The 18,015-nt window shown below is 62.8% G+C and carries 20 protein-coding genes; 9 read left to right on the forward strand and 11 right to left on the reverse strand.

Annotated features, from left to right (window positions below):
* Positions 1 to 3 precede the first annotated feature (3 nt).
* The 5 genes from EET67_RS16985 to EET67_RS17005 all read right to left on the reverse strand — a co-directional run bounded on the left by EET67_RS16985 (position 4) and on the right by EET67_RS17005 (position 4,997).
* On the reverse strand, positions 4 to 957 hold the full coding sequence (locus EET67_RS16985; RefSeq protein WP_245450979.1) for an ATP-grasp domain-containing protein: 954 nt from the start codon (positions 955 to 957) through the stop codon (positions 4 to 6).
* Positions 958 to 967: 10 nt separating this feature from the next.
* The gene (gene mch / locus EET67_RS16990) at positions 968 to 1,924 is read right to left on the reverse strand and encodes a methenyltetrahydromethanopterin cyclohydrolase (RefSeq protein ID WP_128627393.1); all 957 of its coding nucleotides are present in this window, start codon (positions 1,922 to 1,924) and stop codon (positions 968 to 970) included.
* Positions 1,921 to 3,015 carry an ATP-grasp domain-containing protein gene (locus tag EET67_RS16995; protein ID WP_128627394.1) on the reverse strand — a complete coding sequence of 365 codons (1,095 nt, stop codon included), beginning with the start codon at positions 3,013 to 3,015 and terminating at the stop codon, positions 1,921 to 1,923. Before EET67_RS16995 ends, mch begins: the two co-directional genes overlap by 4 nt.
* Before the next feature lie 13 nt (positions 3,016 to 3,028).
* A complete protein-coding gene (locus tag EET67_RS17000; RefSeq protein WP_128627395.1) occupies positions 3,029 to 3,925 on the reverse strand; it encodes an NAD(P)-dependent methylenetetrahydromethanopterin dehydrogenase in 897 nt (298 codons plus the stop codon).
* A gap of 106 nt (positions 3,926 to 4,031) precedes the next feature.
* On the reverse strand, positions 4,032 to 4,997 hold the full coding sequence (locus EET67_RS17005) for a beta-ribofuranosylaminobenzene 5'-phosphate synthase family protein (RefSeq protein ID WP_128627396.1): 966 nt from the start codon (positions 4,995 to 4,997) through the stop codon (positions 4,032 to 4,034).
* A gap of 155 nt (positions 4,998 to 5,152) precedes the next feature.
* On the opposite strand from EET67_RS17005, the gene EET67_RS17010 reads away from it, so the two are divergent.
* The 5 genes from EET67_RS17010 to EET67_RS17030 all read left to right on the forward strand — a co-directional run bounded on the left by EET67_RS17010 (position 5,153) and on the right by EET67_RS17030 (position 10,062).
* A complete protein-coding gene (locus tag EET67_RS17010) occupies positions 5,153 to 5,545 on the forward strand; it encodes a 4a-hydroxytetrahydrobiopterin dehydratase (RefSeq protein WP_128627397.1) in 393 nt (130 codons plus the stop codon).
* A gap of 95 nt (positions 5,546 to 5,640) precedes the next feature.
* The gene (locus EET67_RS17015) at positions 5,641 to 6,735 is read left to right on the forward strand and encodes a molybdopterin-binding domain-containing protein (RefSeq protein WP_128627398.1); all 1,095 of its coding nucleotides are present in this window, start codon (positions 5,641 to 5,643) and stop codon (positions 6,733 to 6,735) included.
* The gene (locus tag EET67_RS17020; protein ID WP_128627399.1) at positions 6,729 to 8,360 is read left to right on the forward strand and encodes a formylmethanofuran dehydrogenase subunit A; all 1,632 of its coding nucleotides are present in this window, start codon (positions 6,729 to 6,731) and stop codon (positions 8,358 to 8,360) included. Before EET67_RS17015 ends, EET67_RS17020 begins: the two co-directional genes overlap by 7 nt.
* Positions 8,348 to 9,256 (forward strand): formylmethanofuran--tetrahydromethanopterin N-formyltransferase, encoded by a 909-nt coding sequence (fhcD, locus tag EET67_RS17025; protein ID WP_128627400.1) that lies wholly within the window; start codon positions 8,348 to 8,350, stop codon positions 9,254 to 9,256. Before EET67_RS17020 ends, fhcD begins: the two co-directional genes overlap by 13 nt.
* Complete coding sequence (locus tag EET67_RS17030) at positions 9,253 to 10,062, forward strand: formylmethanofuran dehydrogenase subunit C (RefSeq protein ID WP_128627401.1); 810 nt, start codon at positions 9,253 to 9,255, stop codon at positions 10,060 to 10,062. Before fhcD ends, EET67_RS17030 begins: the two co-directional genes overlap by 4 nt.
* 21 nt (positions 10,063 to 10,083) lie before the next feature.
* Here the strand turns inward: EET67_RS17030 and EET67_RS17035 are convergent, their stop codons facing one another.
* Positions 10,084 to 10,497, reverse strand: a complete 414-nt coding sequence (locus tag EET67_RS17035; RefSeq protein ID WP_128627402.1) for a MerR family transcriptional regulator — start codon at positions 10,495 to 10,497, stop codon at positions 10,084 to 10,086.
* Between the two features lie 201 nt (positions 10,498 to 10,698).
* On the opposite strand from EET67_RS17035, the gene EET67_RS17040 reads away from it, so the two are divergent.
* Positions 10,699 to 11,718: a murein L,D-transpeptidase gene (locus EET67_RS17040; protein ID WP_245450981.1), complete on the forward strand. Its 1,020-nt coding sequence runs from the start codon at positions 10,699 to 10,701 to the stop codon at positions 11,716 to 11,718.
* 88 nt (positions 11,719 to 11,806) lie between these two features.
* Here the strand turns inward: EET67_RS17040 and EET67_RS17045 are convergent, their stop codons facing one another.
* The 3 genes from EET67_RS17045 to EET67_RS17055 form a co-directional block, all read right to left on the reverse strand.
* Positions 11,807 to 12,238, reverse strand: a complete 432-nt coding sequence (locus EET67_RS17045; RefSeq protein WP_128627403.1) for a BA14K family protein — start codon at positions 12,236 to 12,238, stop codon at positions 11,807 to 11,809.
* A gap of 327 nt (positions 12,239 to 12,565) precedes the next feature.
* Positions 12,566 to 12,778: a cold-shock protein gene (locus EET67_RS17050; RefSeq protein ID WP_128627404.1), complete on the reverse strand. Its 213-nt coding sequence runs from the start codon at positions 12,776 to 12,778 to the stop codon at positions 12,566 to 12,568.
* A 354-nt stretch (positions 12,779 to 13,132) separates the two neighbouring features.
* The gene (locus EET67_RS17055) at positions 13,133 to 13,345 is read right to left on the reverse strand and encodes a cold-shock protein (protein ID WP_128627405.1); all 213 of its coding nucleotides are present in this window, start codon (positions 13,343 to 13,345) and stop codon (positions 13,133 to 13,135) included.
* 402 nt (positions 13,346 to 13,747) lie between these two features.
* Here EET67_RS17055 and EET67_RS17060 point away from each other — a divergent pair, with 402 nt between their 5' ends.
* Complete coding sequence (locus EET67_RS17060) at positions 13,748 to 14,206, forward strand: Kazal-type serine protease inhibitor family protein (protein ID WP_128627406.1); 459 nt, start codon at positions 13,748 to 13,750, stop codon at positions 14,204 to 14,206.
* 97 nt (positions 14,207 to 14,303) lie between these two features.
* On the opposite strand, the gene EET67_RS17065 is transcribed toward EET67_RS17060, so the two are convergent.
* Entirely contained in the window at positions 14,304 to 14,693 is a 390-nt protein-coding gene (locus tag EET67_RS17065) for a hypothetical protein (protein ID WP_128627407.1), read from the reverse strand.
* Positions 14,694 to 15,315: 622 nt separating this feature from the next.
* Positions 15,316 to 16,203 (reverse strand): transcriptional regulator GcvA, encoded by an 888-nt coding sequence (gcvA, locus tag EET67_RS17070; RefSeq protein ID WP_128627408.1) that lies wholly within the window; start codon positions 16,201 to 16,203, stop codon positions 15,316 to 15,318.
* A 128-nt stretch (positions 16,204 to 16,331) separates the two neighbouring features.
* On the opposite strand from gcvA, the gene EET67_RS17075 reads away from it, so the two are divergent.
* Entirely contained in the window at positions 16,332 to 17,036 is a 705-nt protein-coding gene (locus EET67_RS17075) for an SDR family oxidoreductase (RefSeq protein WP_128627409.1), read from the forward strand.
* Positions 17,037 to 17,040: 4 nt separating this feature from the next.
* The gene (locus EET67_RS17080) at positions 17,041 to 17,982 is read left to right on the forward strand and encodes a DMT family transporter (RefSeq protein ID WP_128627410.1); all 942 of its coding nucleotides are present in this window, start codon (positions 17,041 to 17,043) and stop codon (positions 17,980 to 17,982) included.
* Positions 17,983 to 18,015: the final 33 nt, after the last annotated feature.

The following is an 18,015-nucleotide window of genomic DNA, read 5'->3' on the forward strand; positions in this document are numbered from 1 at the left end:
GGCTTACGAATCCACTGACGCGGCCGCAGGTTCAAGAGCAGAGGCCAAGGCAGCACCTGCCGCCGTGCGCCGGTGCAGGAACGCCAGCAGAGCTTCAGCAATCGCCTCGGCGATGTTGATCTGGACCACCGATTGCAAACCGGACCATGCCGGCATGCTGTTGACCTCCAATACGAATAGCCGACCCCGATCGTCCGGAACGATGTCGACGCCGGCAAAGTCCGCACCGACGGCTCCCGTGGCGGCCAAGGCCATGGCTTCGAGTTCGCCTTGAATCCGGTCTGAAACGATCTCGGCGGCCGCTCCCCGGTTGATATTGGTGATCCAGCCGTTGCCACGCCGCGCCATCATCGCCAGCACCCTGCCGGCACAGACGAAGACACGGTAGTCGTGAAAGGGCGGGCCTGCACGCGCGACATAGTGCTGGAGATAATAAACGTCGTCCACGTCTTCGGCTGGCGGCAGGTCTTCGATCGCTCTGATCATCCTTATGCCTCGCCCCTGCGCGCCGAACAAAGGTTTCAGCACCAGCAGGCCGGACCCGTGTTGTCGCACGAGAGCTTCGGCCGCCTCCCGCCCTTCCACGACATGGGTGGGCGGTGTCGGCAGCCCCGCCTGCTGGATCAGGAATGTCGTCATCGACTTGTCGACGCAACGTTCGATCGCCTGCGCCGAATTCCACACCGGCACGCCGAGTTTGCCCAGCGCATGCAATATGCCGAGGCGGCGGGTGATCGCTTCGAAGGAGCCGGCGGAGATCGAGCGCACCAGGACGGCATCGGGCAGTTCCCCGGGCGCGAAGCCCGACACCCTGAGGCCGGTCGGACTTTCCGTGTCGAAAGCGATATTGGCCAGGCAGTCAGTGACGGTTTTGGCACCGTGCCGTTCAAGCGCTACGGAAATGCTTCTGGATTGCGTACCAGACGCGTCGTTGACGACGAATATCCTTGGCTTCACGAGGCAGACCTCAACCCAGGCTCTTTTCCAGCATTGCCACGTCACGGCCACCATGCCGGAATGTTTCGCCGGTCTCCAGCGCTGTCACGATGACTTCCGCCGGGCTGAACAGCAGTGGGTCGATGGCATAGAAGTCACCCTTGAAATGCTTGAAGATTTCCGCGAAGGGCCGGCCATAGTCGCGTGACGTGCTGCTTGGCAGCTTTTCAGCCAGTTCCCTGGCTTCCTTTGCCGGTCCGCTGACGAGAAGCTGCACGATGCCGCCATAGATGATTGCGTCATTGGTGCGGCCCATGGCGGTTAGAAAATCCGGATGCGGTGCCGGTATGGGGGCTGCGGCAATGCCCTCGACGATGTTGTCGAGCGGGAATTTCAGATCATTCGCCTTGTGCAGCGCAACCTCGAGCACGCGGCCGACGATCTGGACGGTGGCGGCCATGCTTTGCGTCGGCGCATAGATGAAGGTGAGGTTTTCAGGCTTGAGGCCGGTTGCCTTGGCGACCTTTTCCACGATCGCAGGCGGTGGGGCCTTGGAAGTTTCCAGGATGACGACCGAAGCCTCGGCTTTTTCCTTATATGACAGTGTCGAAAACAGCGGCTCCACCTGTGCCAGAGCGCGCACCGGGCCGGAGCCCATGGCGAAATAGTCACCGCTCGACAGGTTCCAGCCGGCATATTGGCTCGCCAGGCAGGCAAGAACCGGCTGGGATGACCGCACTTCGACATTGAAGGGCCATTTGCCCGAACCGCGGTCCACCGCAGTGGAAATGCTGGCAAGGCCACCGGTGGCGACCTCGGCCATGCGCAAACCTGCCTCCACACTGCCCTGCGCCTTGGCCCCGGCGTCGATCAGGCGTTCGCCGAGCGGGCCGGTGGAGACGCCGATGCGCAGACGCTCGGCGTCACGCACCATGGTTTCGGCGATATTTTGTGCGTTGTCGTTGAGGAAAGCGGAGCCATTCTTCATGGCCGGACTCCTTGCCAATGGCGTTGCAGGTTGCGAAGCTGAATGTCCAGGTTTCGCCTTGTTGCGGTGGCGTTCGGGCCACGGGCAAAGACGGTGCAGACCGGGTCTCCGGCGTCGAGCCTTGTCCCGGCTGACTGGCGGTCGGCGGTCCAGTCAGGCCAGGCGATGGAGGGGAAACTATCTACCGGCCGGTTTGTGTAGGCGATCATCGAGGCCATATTGTCGGTGAAGCGGGGCAGCACAAAAGGCTTGCCGCGCGAGGCTTGCAAATGCGCTTCCATGAGAGGCGCTTCGTCGCTGTCGAAAATGTCGAGTGTTGCGCCAGGCCGCGGATTGATCTCGAGAAGCTGATAGCTGCCGTTCTGGCGAATGAGATCGGCGCTGCAAAGGCCGACGAGGCCGATACGGCGCGTGAGCCCGGCCAGCCAGCCGCCGATCATCGCCGCATGCCGGCGGTCGAAGCGTTGCAGCCGCAGCGCACCGCCATAGCGATAGGGCGCGTCGGGTCTGGGTGCAGCGAATTGCCGGCTGAAGCCGATGATTTGCGCGGTCTTTCCGTCGCCGATGAACAGGGCCGACACATTGTCGCCTCGGACGAGCCGCTGGAAATAGCGGTGCGGGTCGGCTTCCATGCCGTTTGCGCAGTGGATATGCGTGCCGCCGGCAGCACCCTCCGTCTTGGCCAGCCAGTTTTCCGGATCGGGCGGCGGCAGCCGTGTTATTTCCGGATGCGGTATGGCGAGGGCTGCGCAATCGGCGGCAAAACGCTCCGGCGATTTGACCCTCCGGATCGCCTCCGCGCCATTACCGGCCAGATGGAAGCGCCGCGCGATGCCATCAACGATCCCGGGCCTGCGCTCGAAACCGGAGCCGCAGACCACCGCGAGCGGTTCTTCGCCTTCCGCCAGATCTTCAAGCGTCTGCATCAGGCGGTCGCCGTCGATGCCGCGATGGAGGTCGCCGGGAAGTTTTGCCGTACGCTGCGCCAACGCCACCGTGTCGGTGTCGCAAAACATGTCGGCCACCAGCGCGCGGTAGCCCGCGCGCCGTGCCGATGCCGCAAGGGCACGGCCGGAGATCGCCGCAATCAATACGGTTTTCGAGTTACTTCGCGATCTGGCGGGCAAGGGAGAATGCGTCCTGGAAGTCGAACGTGACGGCTTTTTTCGCCCCGATCATCTGCTGGAACAAGCCGAATTCGGTCTTGTATTTGACATTGCCGATGGCAAGAGGACCGATGCCGAGGATTTTGGTTCCCTCGATGGCAACGCTGTCGGCGTTCACCGTCAGCCCCTCAATGCCGGCAGGCGGCACGGCATTGACGTCGGCCGCGATCAGCAGCGCATCCGCCTTCTTCAATTGTGCCGAGGAGATCACCTGCACTCCGGCCTTGGCGGCGGAAAGGACGACTTCCGTCGCTTCCACCAGAGCAGCCTTCTTCGCATCCGAGGAGCCGTCGGCGACATCGACCTCGACCTTGAAGCGACGGGCAATCTCGGCGGCGATCTTCTTGACGCGCTCGGTGCCGTCATGGCCGGCAATGGTGACCTTGGCTCCTTCTTTAGCGGCGATGACGGCGGTGCAGAAGCCGACGACGCCGGTCGCTCCGAAAATCGCAATGCGCGTGTCCTTGAGCGCACAGTTGAACTTCTTGTCGAGCGCCTTTTCCACCTTGGCCACCATGGCCGCCGCAGTGGTGAAGGAGCCCGCCGGATCGGCGAAGACCGAAATTTCAAAGGGAGGTACCATAGCCTTCCGGGCCGCGTCGAACATGTCGAGCGAGAGCGACACGTCCTTGCCGGCAATGAAGATACCGGTATTCACGCCCGCATCCGGCGGGCGCGAGAATATGGCGTCCTGCACCAGTCCGGTCACTTCGGCGAGCCCGACGCCGACATAGGGCACGACGGCATCATAGCCGGCATCGAGCGCCATATTGACGTCGAAGGGACTCATCTGCGGCAGGGGGGTCAGCATGTGAAGGATGTTCTTGCGGGCCATGGTCTTGTCTTTCCGGCTTTGTCTTGAAGTGTGATCCAAAGCTGGTGCCGGCTTTGGGGGGAGTTGGTGCGATGGTTCATCGATGCGCCCGGCAGGTGCCAGGCGCTCAGCTTCCGACGAGGTCGAGCTCGGAGGAGCTTATCTCGGCGCCGGTGTTTCTCCCGCGCACGATCCTGATCTCCAGTCCGTCGTCGCCGGTCGCGGCAGCACGAACCATCTTGCGTGCTGCCTCCGCCGATGGGGCAAAGGCAAAGCCTGTCGGCCCCCAGGAGCTTTGGCCGATGCCGACTGCGCCGGCCGCCGCCAGGCGTTCGGCCGCCGCTTCGACACGCTTGCTGGTGAATATACCGCCCTGCGCGGGAGCGAAATAGGCGCCGATAAGCGCCTGTATGTGAGAAATGGCGGCGCCGAAGGCCGGCAGGTCCCGTTCCACCAGGGCAGGCATCACGCCCATGAGGACCTGGCGGCAAATCTCGCCGGAACTTGCGACCGGGAAGGGGGGCAGGGCGCGGAACGCCTCGATCTCATCGGCACCGTGAAGACCGCCCTGCGCCGAATCGAGAATCAGCAGCACACGCCAGTCTTCCGGAAATGGCAGCCTTGCGATGACGGGAGGTTGCTTGCCGCTGTCGTCCTTGCCAGCATCGATGATCAGGCCGCCTTCGCTGAAGCTGGCGATGCCGATGCCCGAACGCTCGCCGCGCCCCAGCAAAATGGCGTCATTGCCGATATCGAGCGGCAGGCCGTGCAGCGTGCGTAGCGCAGAAGAGACGGCTATGGCGATCTGCGTGCCCGAGCCGAGCCCGGCATGACGAGGGATCGACTGCTCGATCACCAGCCGATGGCGGGACGTGATGCCGAGGTGGCGTGACAGCGTGGCTAAGTGCTCGCCGGCACGGGCATTGCCGTCGCCTTCCACGAGCGTTTCCCTGGAGCGCGAGATCGTCGCCACCATTTCCGGTTCGCTCAACGGCAATCCCAGACTGCCGAAGCGTCGAACGCCACCGCCGCTGAGATTGAGAAAACCCAGATGCAGCCGCGCTGGAACTTTGATCGTGACAGAGTTAGACATCTGCCCCCATGTAGGTGCATCGTATATGCATCACAGAAGTTTAGGTGCCCATTCTCATGATAATCGGTTTCGGGGAAGGGGCAAGCGGGCGAAAATATTTCAATGGCGCTTTGGCCGCAGTTCGGGCCGCTTCTGCGCGAAGGATGGAGATGACGATGACCGATGACGACAAGAAACGGCCGAAAGAGCGGGTCTATTCGGAGGAAGAAATCACTGAAAGACTGGCCAGGGACCTGCCGGGCTGGCGTTACGAAAACGGCTGGATCAGGCGAAAATACAAGACGCATGGTTGGAAATCGACGCTGATGGTCATCAACACCGTCGGCCATCTGGCGGAAGCGGCGTGGCATCATCCCGATATTGCCGCATCCTACGCCTTCGTCGAGGTCAAGCTCGTCAATCATGCGGCCAAGGGAGTGACCGACAAGGATTTCGAACTGGCCCGCAAGATCGAGGACGTGATCCAGTGGCAGCCCGGCAAGGAGGGCGGTTCGCTGGAGGGCACGCCGCAGACAGACCAGCGTTTCGCCTATATCAAATACGATTGACGGAACGGATTATCCGGGTAAATCCCGCGCCGACGGGTTTTCGCCGGATATTTTTTTGTCTAGAGTCGGGTTGGCACCAGAAAGTTTGAGTAGGAATGACGGTTGCATGGATCGGCGACCGAGACGTACCCATTACGCAGGCGATCGAGCGTATCGCCGAGCTTCTGGTGTCCAGTCTCTGCCCCGTTTTCAGCCTCGATACGGATGTGCATGGCACGCGGGCGGCAATTGCGCTGGCCGAGCGGGTCGGCGCAGCCTATGACCGCCTTGGCGGCGACGGTGTTGCGCGCGAAACAGCGTTGCTGACCGACAGAGGCGGATTTTTTGTCGCACCCGGCGAGGCGCGCCGAAGGGCCGATGTCATCGTCATCGCCGGCCAACTGCCGGCCGCGCACCATGCGCTCGTCACGGAAATTGCTGCCACACCACCCGACCTTGCCGGTGAAGCACCCAAGCCACGGCAGGTGTTTCTCGTCGGTGCCGAAACGCAGGCCGCCTATCTGCGCAAGGCCAAAACAATGCGACTTGCCTGCGCGGGGGCAGACCTCAATGGCACGCTGGCGGCATTGCGGGCGCAATGCGCTGGGCGAGCCGTCACCAAGCCGGTGTCGGATTTTGCCCGCTTCGCGCAGGCCATGGCTGAAGCCCGCTTTGCCGTCTTCCTGTTTTGCGGCGAGATGCTGGATGCGCCGGGGCTGGAAATGCTGCAGGGGCTGATTGGCGATCTCAACCGCAAATCCCGCGCCTCGGCACTTCATTTGCCGGCAAGCGAGGCCGGCTGGGGCAGCAGCCTGGCTTCGACCTGGATGACCGGCTTTCCACTGCGCACCGGATTCGGTCGCGGCCAGCCGGAATTCGATCCCTGGCGCTACGATGTTTCGCGCATGATCGAGGAAGGCGAGGCGGACCTGCATCTTTGTATCGCTGCATCGGGGGACCAGATCGCTTCGTCGCGCAAGAACCTGCCCCTTGTCGCGATTACGCCAACGGACAGGCCGATTGCCGGTGCAGCCGTAACGCTCGCCGCCGGCCAACCCGGTGTCAGCCATGATGCGGTCGTCTATTCCAGCCGCGTCGGCACTCTGGTGTCGAAGACTGCGGAAAGACGGGCCGATGATCTACCCGATGCAGCCTCGCTGCTGCGCTCGATTGCACGGCAATTGCCCGGCGGAAAGGCATTGCCATGCTGACCAGAATAACCGGGGGTGAAATCGTCGATCCGGTCAACGGGCGGATCGGACAGGGCGATCTGTGGATCGAGGATGAGACGATCGTCGCGGCCCCGGTCGATGGCCGCGCCGACAGAACCATCGACGCATCCGGCTGCGTGGTCATGGCCGGCGCCATAGACATCCATTCCCATATCGGCGGCGGCAACGTGAACACTGCAAGGCTGCTCTTGCCTGAACATCACGCCGCCCACGCGCCGCGCCCGGCCAATACGCCGCTCTCCAATGCCGGCTGGTCGACTTTCGAAACCGGTTGCCTCTATGCCAAAATGGGCTTCACGACCGTGGTCGAGCCGGCTATGTCACCCGGCAGCGCCTTGCACACGCATCTGGAACTCGCCGACATCCCGATCATCGACAAGGCGACGCTGGCTATCCTCGGCAATGACGATTTCCTGTTGTCGATGATCCGCGACAATGCTTCGCCGCAGATGATCGAGGATTATGTCGCCTGGACGGTCGGATCGAGCCGGGCTCTGGGCGTCAAGGTCATCAATGCCGGGGCCGCGGCCGCCTTCAAGGAAAATGTCCGCACTTTCTCCTTCGACGATGTCGTGCCCTTTTACGGCGTCAGTTCACGCCGCATCGTCAAGACATTGCAAGCTGCCGTCACCTCGCTTGGCGTGCCGCATCCGCTTCACGTCCATTGCAACAATCTCGGCGCATCGGGGGCCGCGGAAACCGCTGCCGAAACCATTGCGGCGGCCGAAGGCGTGCCGATGCATCTGGCGCATCTGCAGTTCTACAGCTACGGCACCGAAGGAAAGCGCAAGTTCTCGTCGGAAGCTGCAAGGCTTGCCGAGCTGGTCAATTCGACGCCTGAAATCACCATAGACATCGGCCAGGTCATGTTCGGCCAGACCGTCACCATCTCGTCCGATGTGTTGCGGCAGTTTTCCGCGCGCGGCTCGGCCAACCCGAAAAAGACGGTGATCTTCGACGGCGACGGCAATGGCGGCGGCGTCGTGCCTTACCGCTACGGCAAGGATTTCTATGGCTCGCTGCAATGGGCGATCGGGCTTGAGCTGTTCCTGCTTATCAACGATCCCTGGCGCGTCTTCTTCACCACCGACCATCCCAATGGCGCGCCGTTCACGGCCTATCCGGACCTTTTCGCGCTGCTGATGAGCCGCGACGCCCGCAAGGAGGCGGCCGCAGGCGTTTCGCAAAAGGCCCTGTCCTTCTCCACGCTCGGCTCCATCGAGCGCGAATATACATTCGAGGAAATCGCCATCATGACGCGCGCTGCCCCGGCGAAATTGCTCGGGCTGAAGGATCGCGGCCATCTGGGCGCCGGCGCGCTTGCCGATGTCGCCGTCTATCGCAAAGGCGAGGATATCGCGCAGATGTTCCGTTCGGCCGCCTTTGTGTTCAAGAATGGCGATCTGGTGGTGCGGAACGGCGAGATCGAGAACTATCGCTGGGGCAAGGCGCTGCGGCTCAATCCGCCGCCGGACAAGGCAATGGTGCGGCGGCTCGACGCCTATCACCAGGAACGCTATGGCCTGTCGCTCGATTGGTTCGATTTCCCCGATTCCGCAATCCAGCGCGAGCAGCCGTTCGGAGAGGTGTCATGCAACACCTGACCGTTAACGGCGTGACGATCGATGATACCTTCGCCGAGGCCTTCGGCATGCGCGCGACCGCCATCATCATCACGGGGCCGAATCGCAAATGGGCGCGGCAGGCGGTCGTGACCATGACCGGTTTCGCCACTTCGGTGATCGGCTGCGGCTGCGAGGCGGCAATCGACGTGGAATTGTCGCCCTCCCAGACGCCGGACGGGCGGCCGGGCTGCCGCGTCATGATCTTTGCCGTGAGCACCGACGAGTTGCAGAAGCAATTGCAGAACCGGCTCGGCCAATGCGTGCTGACCTCGCCGGGCAGCGCCTGCTTTGCCGATCTCAAGGGCGAGACCGAGCTGAAAATGGGCGCGGCGCTGCGCTATTTCGGCGATGGCTGGCAGGTTTCCAAGAAGTTCGGTGGCCGGCATTACTGGCGCGTTCCGGTGATGGACGGCGAATTCCTGTGTGAGGCGACGACCGGAATGACCAAGGCGGCGGTTGGCGGCGGCAACCTGCTTCTGCTGGCGCAGACCAGTGCCAAGGCGCTTGTCGCTGCGGAGGCTGCGGTTGGGGCAATCGAAAAGGTGCCGGGCGCCATCATGCCGTTTCCCGGCGGCGTTGTGCGTTCGGGCTCCAAGGTCGGTGGCAAATACAAGGGCATGATGGCCTCGACCAATGATGCCTTCGCGCCGACATTGCGCGGGGTCGTCAAGAGCGAGCTTGGCCCGGACATCAATGCGGTGCTGGAGATCGTCATCGATGGCGAAACCAGCGACGCCGTTGCCGCCGCCATGAAGGCGGGGATTGCCGCCGTCACCGAATTGGGTCCGGAAAAGGGCGCGGCACGAATCAGCGCCGGCAATTATGGCGGCAAGCTTGGCAAGTTCCACTATCATCTGAAGGATTTGCTGCCGTGAAAGCGCTGGCCTTCACTCTCCTGGCGGAGCCGTCGGAACGGCTCGACCTGTCACCGTTGACCCCCGAAGGGCTGGCCGGCATGACCCGCCGCGACATCGAAGCCATTCGCCTCGGGACCTCGAAGCGCGGCCTCAAGGTCGGGGACGCCTTTCGCGTCTCAGGCGAGAATGTAAACACTATTGTCTTCGAAGGCGGCAGCAATCGCCTCGATTGCGTTGGGGCAGGCCTTTCTGCCGGTTCGGTGCGGGTCGTCGGCGATGCCGGTGCGCAGGCGGGCCGGAAAATGCGCGGCGGTGTCATTGCTATCGAGGGCAATGTCGGTCCTCATGCCGGTTCCTGCATGCGCGGCGGACGGCTGGAGATTGCCGGAAATGCCGGTGATCATCTCGGCGGTCCGCTTGCCGGTGAACTGGCAGGCATGAATGGCGGCATGGTGATCGTGCGTGGGCGGGCAGGGGCTTTTGCCTGCGACCGCATGCGGCGCGGCGTGGCTGTGGTGCTCAAGGGGTGCGGCGACTACGCGGGTGCTCGCATGATCGCTGGCACGCTGGCGGTGGTTGGCGGCACCGGCCGATTTGCCGGCTACCTTATGCGGCGTGGCTCGATCCTGCTTGATCGCCAGCCGCAGGGCCTGTCGCCGAGCTTTGTCGAATGCGGCGCGCCCGACAGCGCGTTCGCGGCGGTCATCGACCGCTACCTCGTCAGCGAAGGCATCCTGAAGCGCCCGCTGCTGGGGCAAGCGCCCGGAAAGTTCGGCGGCGACAATGCGGTGTTCGGAACAGGCGAGATCCTGTATCGACGCTGAAACGCCTGCGGCGGCTAGCGCTCAGTGCTCGCCGTCGCAAAGCTCATGATTGGCAAGCGCGCGGATCACATAGCAGTCCTTGATCTGGTCGCCATGGCAGTGGGTGGCGATACGTTCGAGTTCGGTTTCCAGCCGCTGCAGCTTCGCTATCTTCTCACGCACGGCCTGTAGCTGCTCGGCTGCAATGCGGTCCGCATGGGCGCAGGGCTGCTCGGGATGGGCGCTGAGCTCGATCAGCTCACGAATTGCTTCGATATTCAGCCCGAGGTCGCGCGCATGGCGGATGAAGGACAGCCGCTCCAGTTCCCGCCTGCTGTAGCGGCGCTGATTGCCCTCAGAACGTTCGGGCGGCTCGATCAGCCCCATCTGCTCATAATAGCGGATCGTCGGGATTTTCACCCCGGTCCTGCGCGACAAATCGCCAATGCTCAGCATTTCTATGCTCCAAATGCTCCAGTCTCTGGAGATATGGCCTATGCCTGATGCAATCAAGGCGGGTGAGATTCCAGCCTTCGGATCAATTCTTCGTTAACCGTGCTGACGAAGAATGGCAGGGCTGATATGTGTATTGCCCGCAGTTCAGCCACACAGCGATGGCATTTGCGAGGCCACACGCCATTTTCGGGGACGGGTTGGTTGAGTCATCTTCTGCGTAGATTTGCGATTCCGCTGCTGGCAACCGCATGTTCGGTGCTGCTCTCGGCCTGCGTGTCGAGCGTGCTCGACGTCGACCAAAAGGCGATGCAGCCCATTCCCGCCAAGCTGATCGGCGAGATGAGCGCCAAGCATATGTCGCCGGCGTCCCCCATCCTTGTCAGGATTTTCAAGCAGGAAAGCGAGCTGGAGATCTGGAAGCGCAACGCCTCCGGGCGTTATGCCTTGCTCAAGACCTATCCGATGTGCCGCTGGTCGGGAAAGCTCGGGCCGAAAAAGCAATCCGGTGACCGGCAGGCGCCGGAGGGCTTCTACCAGGTCTCGGTGTCGATGCTTAACCCCAGATCGCAATATTACCTGTCCTTCGATCTCGGCTATCCGAACAGGCTGGAGAAGGCGCTGGGCTATTCAGGCGAATCGCTGATGGTGCATGGTGCCTGCTCGTCGTCCGGCTGCTATGCCATGACCGACCAGGGCGTCGCCGAAATCTATGCAGTGGTCCGCGAAGCGCTGAGAGGCGGGCAGACGTCATTCCAGGTCCAGGCCTTGCCCTTCCGGATGACGCCGCAGAACATGGCCAGATATAGCAGCGATCCCAACATCGAATTCTGGAAGAACCTCAAGGAAGGCTACGACATATTCGAAGTCACGCGCCGCCAGCCGAAGATTTCCGCCTGTGGCGGTCGTTATGTGTTCGATGCGGAGTTCGAGGGCGGCGAGCCGGCCGACCCGCTTGCTGCCTGTCCGCCGCTGGTTGCGCAGGCATCCCCGGCGCTGGTCGCCAAGCGCGAGGCCGATAGCCGGGCCATGCAGGCGGCCATTGCATCCGGTTCGGCCTTTACCACCCACGCCTATTCGGATGGCGGCATGCATCCGAGCTTCCGCGCCATGCTCAAGAGCGGTGGCGCGAAGGCTCTGGCCAAGAAGACGTCACGGACGGCAGTTCCCGTCAGCCGGCCTGATGCGGCGCTGGCCGACCCGCACAGCCAGGCGGATGACTGAGCGGGTCCCCCTTCGTTAGGGGCATCGGATTTATCCGAAAGCGGGTTCCCGCCTCGCGGTCCGATGTGTCAGCCGAACAAGCTCAACCTCAGTTGGCAGCGCAGAAATACTGCACACCGTCATAGCCGGTGAAGGTGCCGCTGCGCGGGTCGAAGGAGCGGTAGCGGTTCTCGCAATAGCGATACCATTCCGGTGTCCACGGCTCGAGCGAACCGGCATAGTCGTCGTCGACATAGACACGGGCGGGGCGCACGCGCCGATAGCTGTAGCGCGGCTCGACATAGACATAGTCGGGCTCGTAATAACGCGGTGCCGGCTCGTAGTAGCGCGGGGCGGCGGTGGCAGCACCCGCTGCCAAGGCGCCGACGGCAAGGCCGAGCACACCGGCCGCGACGACATCGCCGCTGTTGTTATGGCGGTGGTGGCGCCAGCGTTCGCCGGCCTCGGCTCCCGGCAGTGCGGCCAGCGTCGTGGCGGCGACCGCAGCCGAAAGAATGGTGAGTTTGAACAAGCGCTTCATGTCGATCTCCTTCGCCCAACCCGGTTTCAAGTGGCGGGCCAAGCGTTGCAAGAGACATAATGCGCCGCGCCTGAATGCAAGCTGAACGGCTTTTGTGTCCATAGAGCGGCGGCCGCTCGGCCAAATCCGGGCTGCCGCTCTATCAGTTTGTTCTGTCGCATTTCTGCGACACCAAGTGATTCCGCTTGGCTGCAAAAAATGTCAGGGAAAAACGATGGCCGGCGAGGCGCAAACATGCGTCTCGCACAGCCGCTTCGTGTCCGGCTTGCGGATGAAACTGAAATCGATGCCTTAGCTATCGCCCCTGCCGCACCCGGCGGCAGCCGTTCAACCGACGGTCAGGTTGACGGCCTTGGGTCCCTTGCCGCGCTTGTCCGGCTCGGTATCGAACGTCACTTTCTGCCCATCTTCCAGCCCGGGGAGGCCGGAAGCCTGCACTGCCGAAATGTGGACGAAGACATCCTTCTCGCCGCTGTCGGGGGTGATGAACCCGAAGCCCTTGGCATGATTGAAGAATTTGACAGTGCCGGTCTGCGGCATAGGTAACTCCTTGTATTCCCCTCAGAAGTCCATATCCGGCCGAATTTCTGGCCGTTTCGTGCACTCGCTGGAGGAGAAGGAAAACCGCACGGCGGGGCTTGGTCGAGCCCTCTCATTCGTGCTCCCGCCCACGGAGCTTGCCCCAGCAAGACCGACGCGGGCCATTTCCGCCTCCGGGCCGGCAAATGCCCGAAGCTCGAATTTCTCCGATATTTTGGCGACAGGGGCAAGCAAAAGTTTTCTCTTCTGATTCACCCGTTTGGTGGGCCGCCTTGACCTATGTACAAAGGGCGCGGCGGCTTGCAGCCGCGCCTTTCGCAGGCGCACAGGCCATCCTTTCGGATGGCAAATAGCCTATTCGGTGCGCAGATTGACCGCCTTCGGCCCCTTACCCATGCGGTCGGGCTCGACATCGAAGGTGACCTTCTGGCCGTCGACCAGCGTGCGCAGGCCCGATGCCTCGACCGCGGAGATGTGGACGAAAACGTCCTTGGCTCCGCCATCCGGTGTGATGAAGCCGAAGCCCTTGGTTGCGTTGAAGAATTTTACGGTTCCGCTCTGGGACATGGGAAACTCCTCTTCCCGTTTGGTTGCTCAGGCCCGGTCCTGCGTCTGGCGCCGGTAGCCGGTCCTGGTGGCGTCATGGCGGTCGTGCATTCGCGCACGGCAAAGCCCCCCGCCAAAAGAAGGGGCTGTCAGAGAGTCACGATGATATCGGGGAAAGGGTCCGTGCAAACGTTCCAGTCTCCGGGTCAGCAAACGCCCGAACGCGGAATTTATGGCACGAAGTGCGGCCGATGGCAATATCCCGCACGCGCGCTGTCCTGGCATCAGACGGTAAAGCGCAATGAAATCAGCAGCCTGTGGCTGTAGCCGAAGGGAAAGGGATTGCAATCGCTGCGCGAAAACCGCAAGGATCGATACGCGCCGTGGTGCGTTGCTTCGAGTGCAGGGCCAAGGAGAGGATTGATGCGATTTTTCGATACCGTGTTTTCGGGCCGCAGCGTGGCCATGATCTTCGGCGCCGTCGTACTGTCGGCCTGCACCGTCGAGGGACCAGGCCCTTATCCCGGCCCGGGGCCGATGCCGGAACCCGGTCCGCGCTTCTGCACCCGTGAATACCAGCCGGTCTGTGCGCGGCGCGGCAATGAACGCCAGACCTTCCCCAATGCCTGCGAAGCCGACCGTGCCGGCTACCGCGTCTCCTATCCCGGCGAATGCCGCCGCGAGGGCGGACAATGGGGCGGCGGCGGTCAATGGAACGGCCTGCCGCCGCGACCGGGTCCGGGCAGCGAGCGCCCGACAATGTGCACGCGCGAATACCGGCCGGTCTGCGCGACGAGTCGCGGCCAGGTGCGCACCTTCGGCAATGCCTGCGAGGCGCGGGCGGCGGATTACAGGATCGTGGATCAGAACGGCCCCTGCTGACTGACGCGGCTTTTCTCCGGGTCCGGGGCGTGCGCATCTGGAAGTCCATTCCGCCCCGGTCCTTGAAAATCCGCTCCATCTTAATCGGCAGGGCGAGTTACCGCGGATATTTTCCGCCAGCCTTGCCGGCGTTTTGATGTGACGTAAGCATGCTGCGGATTTCGAAGTTGCGGCGTTCGGTGAGCACATAGGAAAAGACCAGCCCGACAATCTGCGCCTCCAGCCGGGCGATCTCTTCGTCCGGCCAGAGCGTGCCACAGGCCGGCCCGGTCTCGCCGATGGTCTTTGCACGGCATTTTCCCGCCCGCCGGCAGGCTTTCTGCCCGCATCGTTCGGCAATGCCGGTCTCGGTGGCGATTGCGCGCGCCAGTGCCAGAATCTCGGCTGACGGCCAGGGCTGGGGCGCAAACAGCGCGGCAATCTGCGCCGGCAGGGCGTCGAGCGCTTCCTGCAACTCGGTGCGGGGTGGGGCGGAAAGAGTGGGCATTCGCAAATCTCCTTGCCATGAACGGCGCGCACGCGCGTGCCGCGCCGCGCTTCCGGGGAAGCCGGGGTTTTCGGTGGTTGGGAAGACGGGCGGCCTGGGACACGCTCATCTTTAATAGTTTCGTGCGGTCCTTCGGCCGCCCGCCCGGTGTCTGTCCCGCAAGTCGGCCGGTCACTGCGCTCAGATCCCCCATTTTTCATGGGCGAAGAACGCCGCGGCTTCTCCGCAAGCCTGCGGGCCAGGCATTTGCGCCCAACCCCAGGCCCGCCGGCCTGCCTCGGGCCCCTGCATGCCCGCGCTTACCACGGCGCGGGGGAGGGTCACCGCTGCCCTTCCTGATCCCGGTTCTAGACCCGGTTCCCGCAAGGGCAGTGCGGCGATTATGGGAGAGGCGGCAAAGGGGGTGGATAGATTTGCCGGTGGCGGCGAGCCAAGCGGTTGTTTTGGAAGGGGATTGGCGAGGAAAGGGTGAGGATTTGTCCGACGGGGCGGGGGCTGGGTTTGCGCCAGGAACTGTCACTGGCGGTCTATCGGCGAACGGCTGGTTCCGACCGCATCCCCGCCGTTCTTTGTTCGATGCATCCGCATTGAAAGCTGCCGTTGAGATGGCGACTGGGCCGCTTCATCGTGCGGCGCTCAATAGCCAGTTCCACACGTCCGCTATTGGTTCGGGATGGCGGCGCTTGCGCGGTGAGACCAGATAGAAATCCGATCCAACGCGCAATTCCGTCGCGAAGGGACGCGCGAGGCGGCCTGCTGCAATATCTTCCTGCACGAAAAACAGGCTCGCCAGCGCCAGACCCTGCCCCGCGATGGCCGCGTCGATGGCGAGTGAGGTCTGATTGAAGCGGATGTTCTTCGCGGCGGCGGTCGCACCGTTTGGATAGGCCCGTTCGAGGAATTGAGGCCAGAAATTATGCGCGTCGTGCAGCAGCGCATAGCGCGTGAGATTGTCGCTTTCGTCGGGAGGACCGAGCCTTTCGATGAGAAGCGGGCTGGCGACCGCGACAATCACCTGCTCGAATAGCAGCTCGGCGTTGAGGCTCGGCCCGAAGGGCGGCCGTCCGTAGCGCACGGCAATATCGACCGCATCTGTCTGAAAGCTGGAAAGCCGGTCGGTGGCGACGATGCGCAAGTCTATGTCCGGGTGCGCAGCGGTGAAAACGGGCAGGCGTGGGATCAGCCAGCGGGAGGCGAATGTCGGCGTCACGCTGATGGTCAGATGTCTTGGCTCCGGTTTCAGGGCTTCGGTCGCTTCGGCGATCAGCTCGAACGCCCGTCGAATGTTGGCGGCATAGCTCCGGCCCGCCTCGGTCAGCGCCAGAGTGCGCGGCTGGCGCTCGAACAGCTTCAACCCGAGTTCGGTTTCCAGCCCGCGAATCTGCTGCGCGACCGCCCCTTGCGTGACGCCAAGTTCTTCGGCCGCCAGCCGGAAATTAAGATGCCGTGTCACGACCTCGAACACGCGCAGGCCGTTGAGTGGTGGGAGACGTGGGAAGCCTTCTGCCATGCGATAGTTTTTCTACAGGATAATGGGAACGGAACTGGTTCGTATTTGCTGCGTGAGGATGATAACAGTCCACAACATCACCGCATAGATGGTTTCTTGCCGTCTAATCTCTTTCAAAGGAGGCAAAAATGTCAGTAGAAAAAGTTGCAATCATCACGGCAGGCGGTAGCGGCATGGGTGCGGCGGCGGCGCGGCGGCTGGCGGCGGACGGCTTCAAGGTGGCGGTCCTATCGTCTTCGGGCAAGGGCGAGGCACTTGCCGGCGAACTCGGCGGCTTCGGCGTCACCGGCTCCAATCAGTCGAACGACGATCTGAAGCGTCTCGTTGACGGCACGCTTGAGCGTTGGGGCCGCATTGACGCGCTGGTCAACAGCGCCGGCCACGGCCCGCGCAAGCCGATTCTCGAAATCACCGACGAGGATTGGCGCGCCGGCTTTGACACTTATTTCCTGAATGCCGTGCGGCCGACGCGGCTGGTCGCGCCGGTCATGCAGAAGCAGAAGAGTGGCGTCATCATCAACATCTCGACAGCGTGGGCTTTCGAGCCGAGCAACATGTTTCCGACTTCGGCGGTCGCCCGCGCCGGCCTCGCTTCCTTCACCAAGATTTTCGCGGATGACTATGCGGCGGACAACATCCGCATGAACAACGTGCTGCCCGGCTGGATCGACAGCCTTCCGGCGATCGACGAGCGCCGCGACAACGTGCCGTTGAAGCGTTACGGCACGTCCGATGAGATCGCGGCGACGATTTCCTTCCTCGCTTCCGATGGCGCAGCCTACATCACCGGCCAGAATATCCGGGTTGACGGTGGCGTCACCCGCTCCGTGTGATCCCATGAAGAAAACAGCATGGCTCGCCTTCTGCTTCCTCGGCCTTGTCTGGGGAAGCAACTTCATCTTCGTCAAATGGGCGGCCGAATACATCACGCCCGCGCAGATCACGCTCCTGCGCGTCGTCTTCGGTTTCCTGCCGGTCTTCCTGTTCGCCCTGCTGCGGGGGGAATTGCGATGGAGCCACGCCCGCCATGCCCATCATTTCGTGGTCATGGCCCTGCTGGCGACGGCCCTCTACTATTTCGCCTTCGCCAAGGGAACGGCCCTTTTGCCGTCGAGCATCGCGGGCATGTTGAGCGGGGCAATCCCGCTATTCACCTTTGTCTGCGCCTTCCTGTTCCTGCGCGATGAACCCGTTACGGTGGCGAAGGTCGTCGGCGTTGGGCTTGGTTTTCTCGGCGTGCTGCTGATCGCCCGGCCGTGGTCGGCCGGCGGCGAAATCGACATTGCCGGTGTCGTCTGGATGATCGCAGGCGCATTCAGCGTCGGATGTTCCTTCGTCTATGCGAGGAAATTCGTCAGTCCGTTGAAGCTGCCGGCCGCCGCGCTGACGACCTACCAGATCGGCATCGCCATGCTTCTGCTGTTCATGGTGATCCCGGTCGAGGGGGTCGGCGCGGTCTTTGCCGACAGCCGGGCATGGATCGGTCTTGTCATCGGCCTTGGTCTTTGTGGAACCGGCCTCGCCTATGTCGCCTATTACCACATTGTCGAAAACCTCGGCGCGGTCGCAGCCTCCAGCGTCACCTACATTCCCCCGGTCGTGGCGCTGGTGATCGGCGTGATGTTCGTCGGGGAGACAATCCAGCTCCTTGGCTATCTCGCGATGATCCTCATCCTTGCCGGGGTCGCGCTGCTTCAGTTCGGGGCGCGGCCGCGCTCGACATCATCAAAGGTCGATGCCGATGCCAGCCGACCCCTCATCCCTTGCGAAAAGAAATGACGAACATGGACCTTCTTCGCTCCAGCCACTCTT

The sequence above is a fragment of the Borborobacter arsenicus genome (assembly GCF_003934165.1).
Taxonomy (GTDB): domain Bacteria; phylum Pseudomonadota; class Alphaproteobacteria; order Rhizobiales; family Rhizobiaceae; genus Pseudaminobacter; species Pseudaminobacter arsenicus.

Bases quoted from the DNA above. Each gene is read 5' to 3' on its own strand.
- mch (WP_128627393.1), bottom strand. From the start codon at position 1,924: ATGAAGAATGGCTCCGCTTTCCTCAACGACAACGCACAAAATATCGCC.
- EET67_RS17000 (WP_128627395.1), bottom strand. From the start codon at position 3,925: ATGGCCCGCAAGAACATCCTTCACATGCTGACCCCCCTGCCGCAGATG.
- EET67_RS17005 (WP_128627396.1), bottom strand. From the start codon at position 4,997: ATGTCTAACTCTGTCACGATCAAAGTTCCAGCGCGGCTGCATCTGGGT.
- EET67_RS17010 (WP_128627397.1), top strand. From the start codon at position 5,153: ATGACCGATGACGACAAGAAACGGCCGAAAGAGCGGGTCTATTCGGAG.
- EET67_RS17015 (WP_128627398.1), top strand. From the start codon at position 5,641: ATGACGGTTGCATGGATCGGCGACCGAGACGTACCCATTACGCAGGCG.
- EET67_RS17020 (WP_128627399.1), top strand. From the start codon at position 6,729: ATGCTGACCAGAATAACCGGGGGTGAAATCGTCGATCCGGTCAACGGG.
- fhcD (WP_128627400.1), top strand. From the start codon at position 8,348: ATGCAACACCTGACCGTTAACGGCGTGACGATCGATGATACCTTCGCC.
- EET67_RS17035 (WP_128627402.1), bottom strand. From the start codon at position 10,497: ATGCTGAGCATTGGCGATTTGTCGCGCAGGACCGGGGTGAAAATCCCG.
- EET67_RS17045 (WP_128627403.1), bottom strand. From the start codon at position 12,238: ATGAAGCGCTTGTTCAAACTCACCATTCTTTCGGCTGCGGTCGCCGCC.
- EET67_RS17050 (WP_128627404.1), bottom strand. From the start codon at position 12,778: ATGCCGCAGACCGGCACTGTCAAATTCTTCAATCATGCCAAGGGCTTC.
- EET67_RS17055 (WP_128627405.1), bottom strand. From the start codon at position 13,345: ATGTCCCAGAGCGGAACCGTAAAATTCTTCAACGCAACCAAGGGCTTC.
- EET67_RS17060 (WP_128627406.1), top strand. From the start codon at position 13,748: ATGCGATTTTTCGATACCGTGTTTTCGGGCCGCAGCGTGGCCATGATC.
- EET67_RS17065 (WP_128627407.1), bottom strand. From the start codon at position 14,693: ATGCCCACTCTTTCCGCCCCACCCCGCACCGAGTTGCAGGAAGCGCTC.
- gcvA (WP_128627408.1), bottom strand. From the start codon at position 16,203: ATGGCAGAAGGCTTCCCACGTCTCCCACCACTCAACGGCCTGCGCGTG.
- EET67_RS17075 (WP_128627409.1), top strand. From the start codon at position 16,332: ATGTCAGTAGAAAAAGTTGCAATCATCACGGCAGGCGGTAGCGGCATG.
- EET67_RS17080 (WP_128627410.1), top strand. From the start codon at position 17,041: ATGAAGAAAACAGCATGGCTCGCCTTCTGCTTCCTCGGCCTTGTCTGG.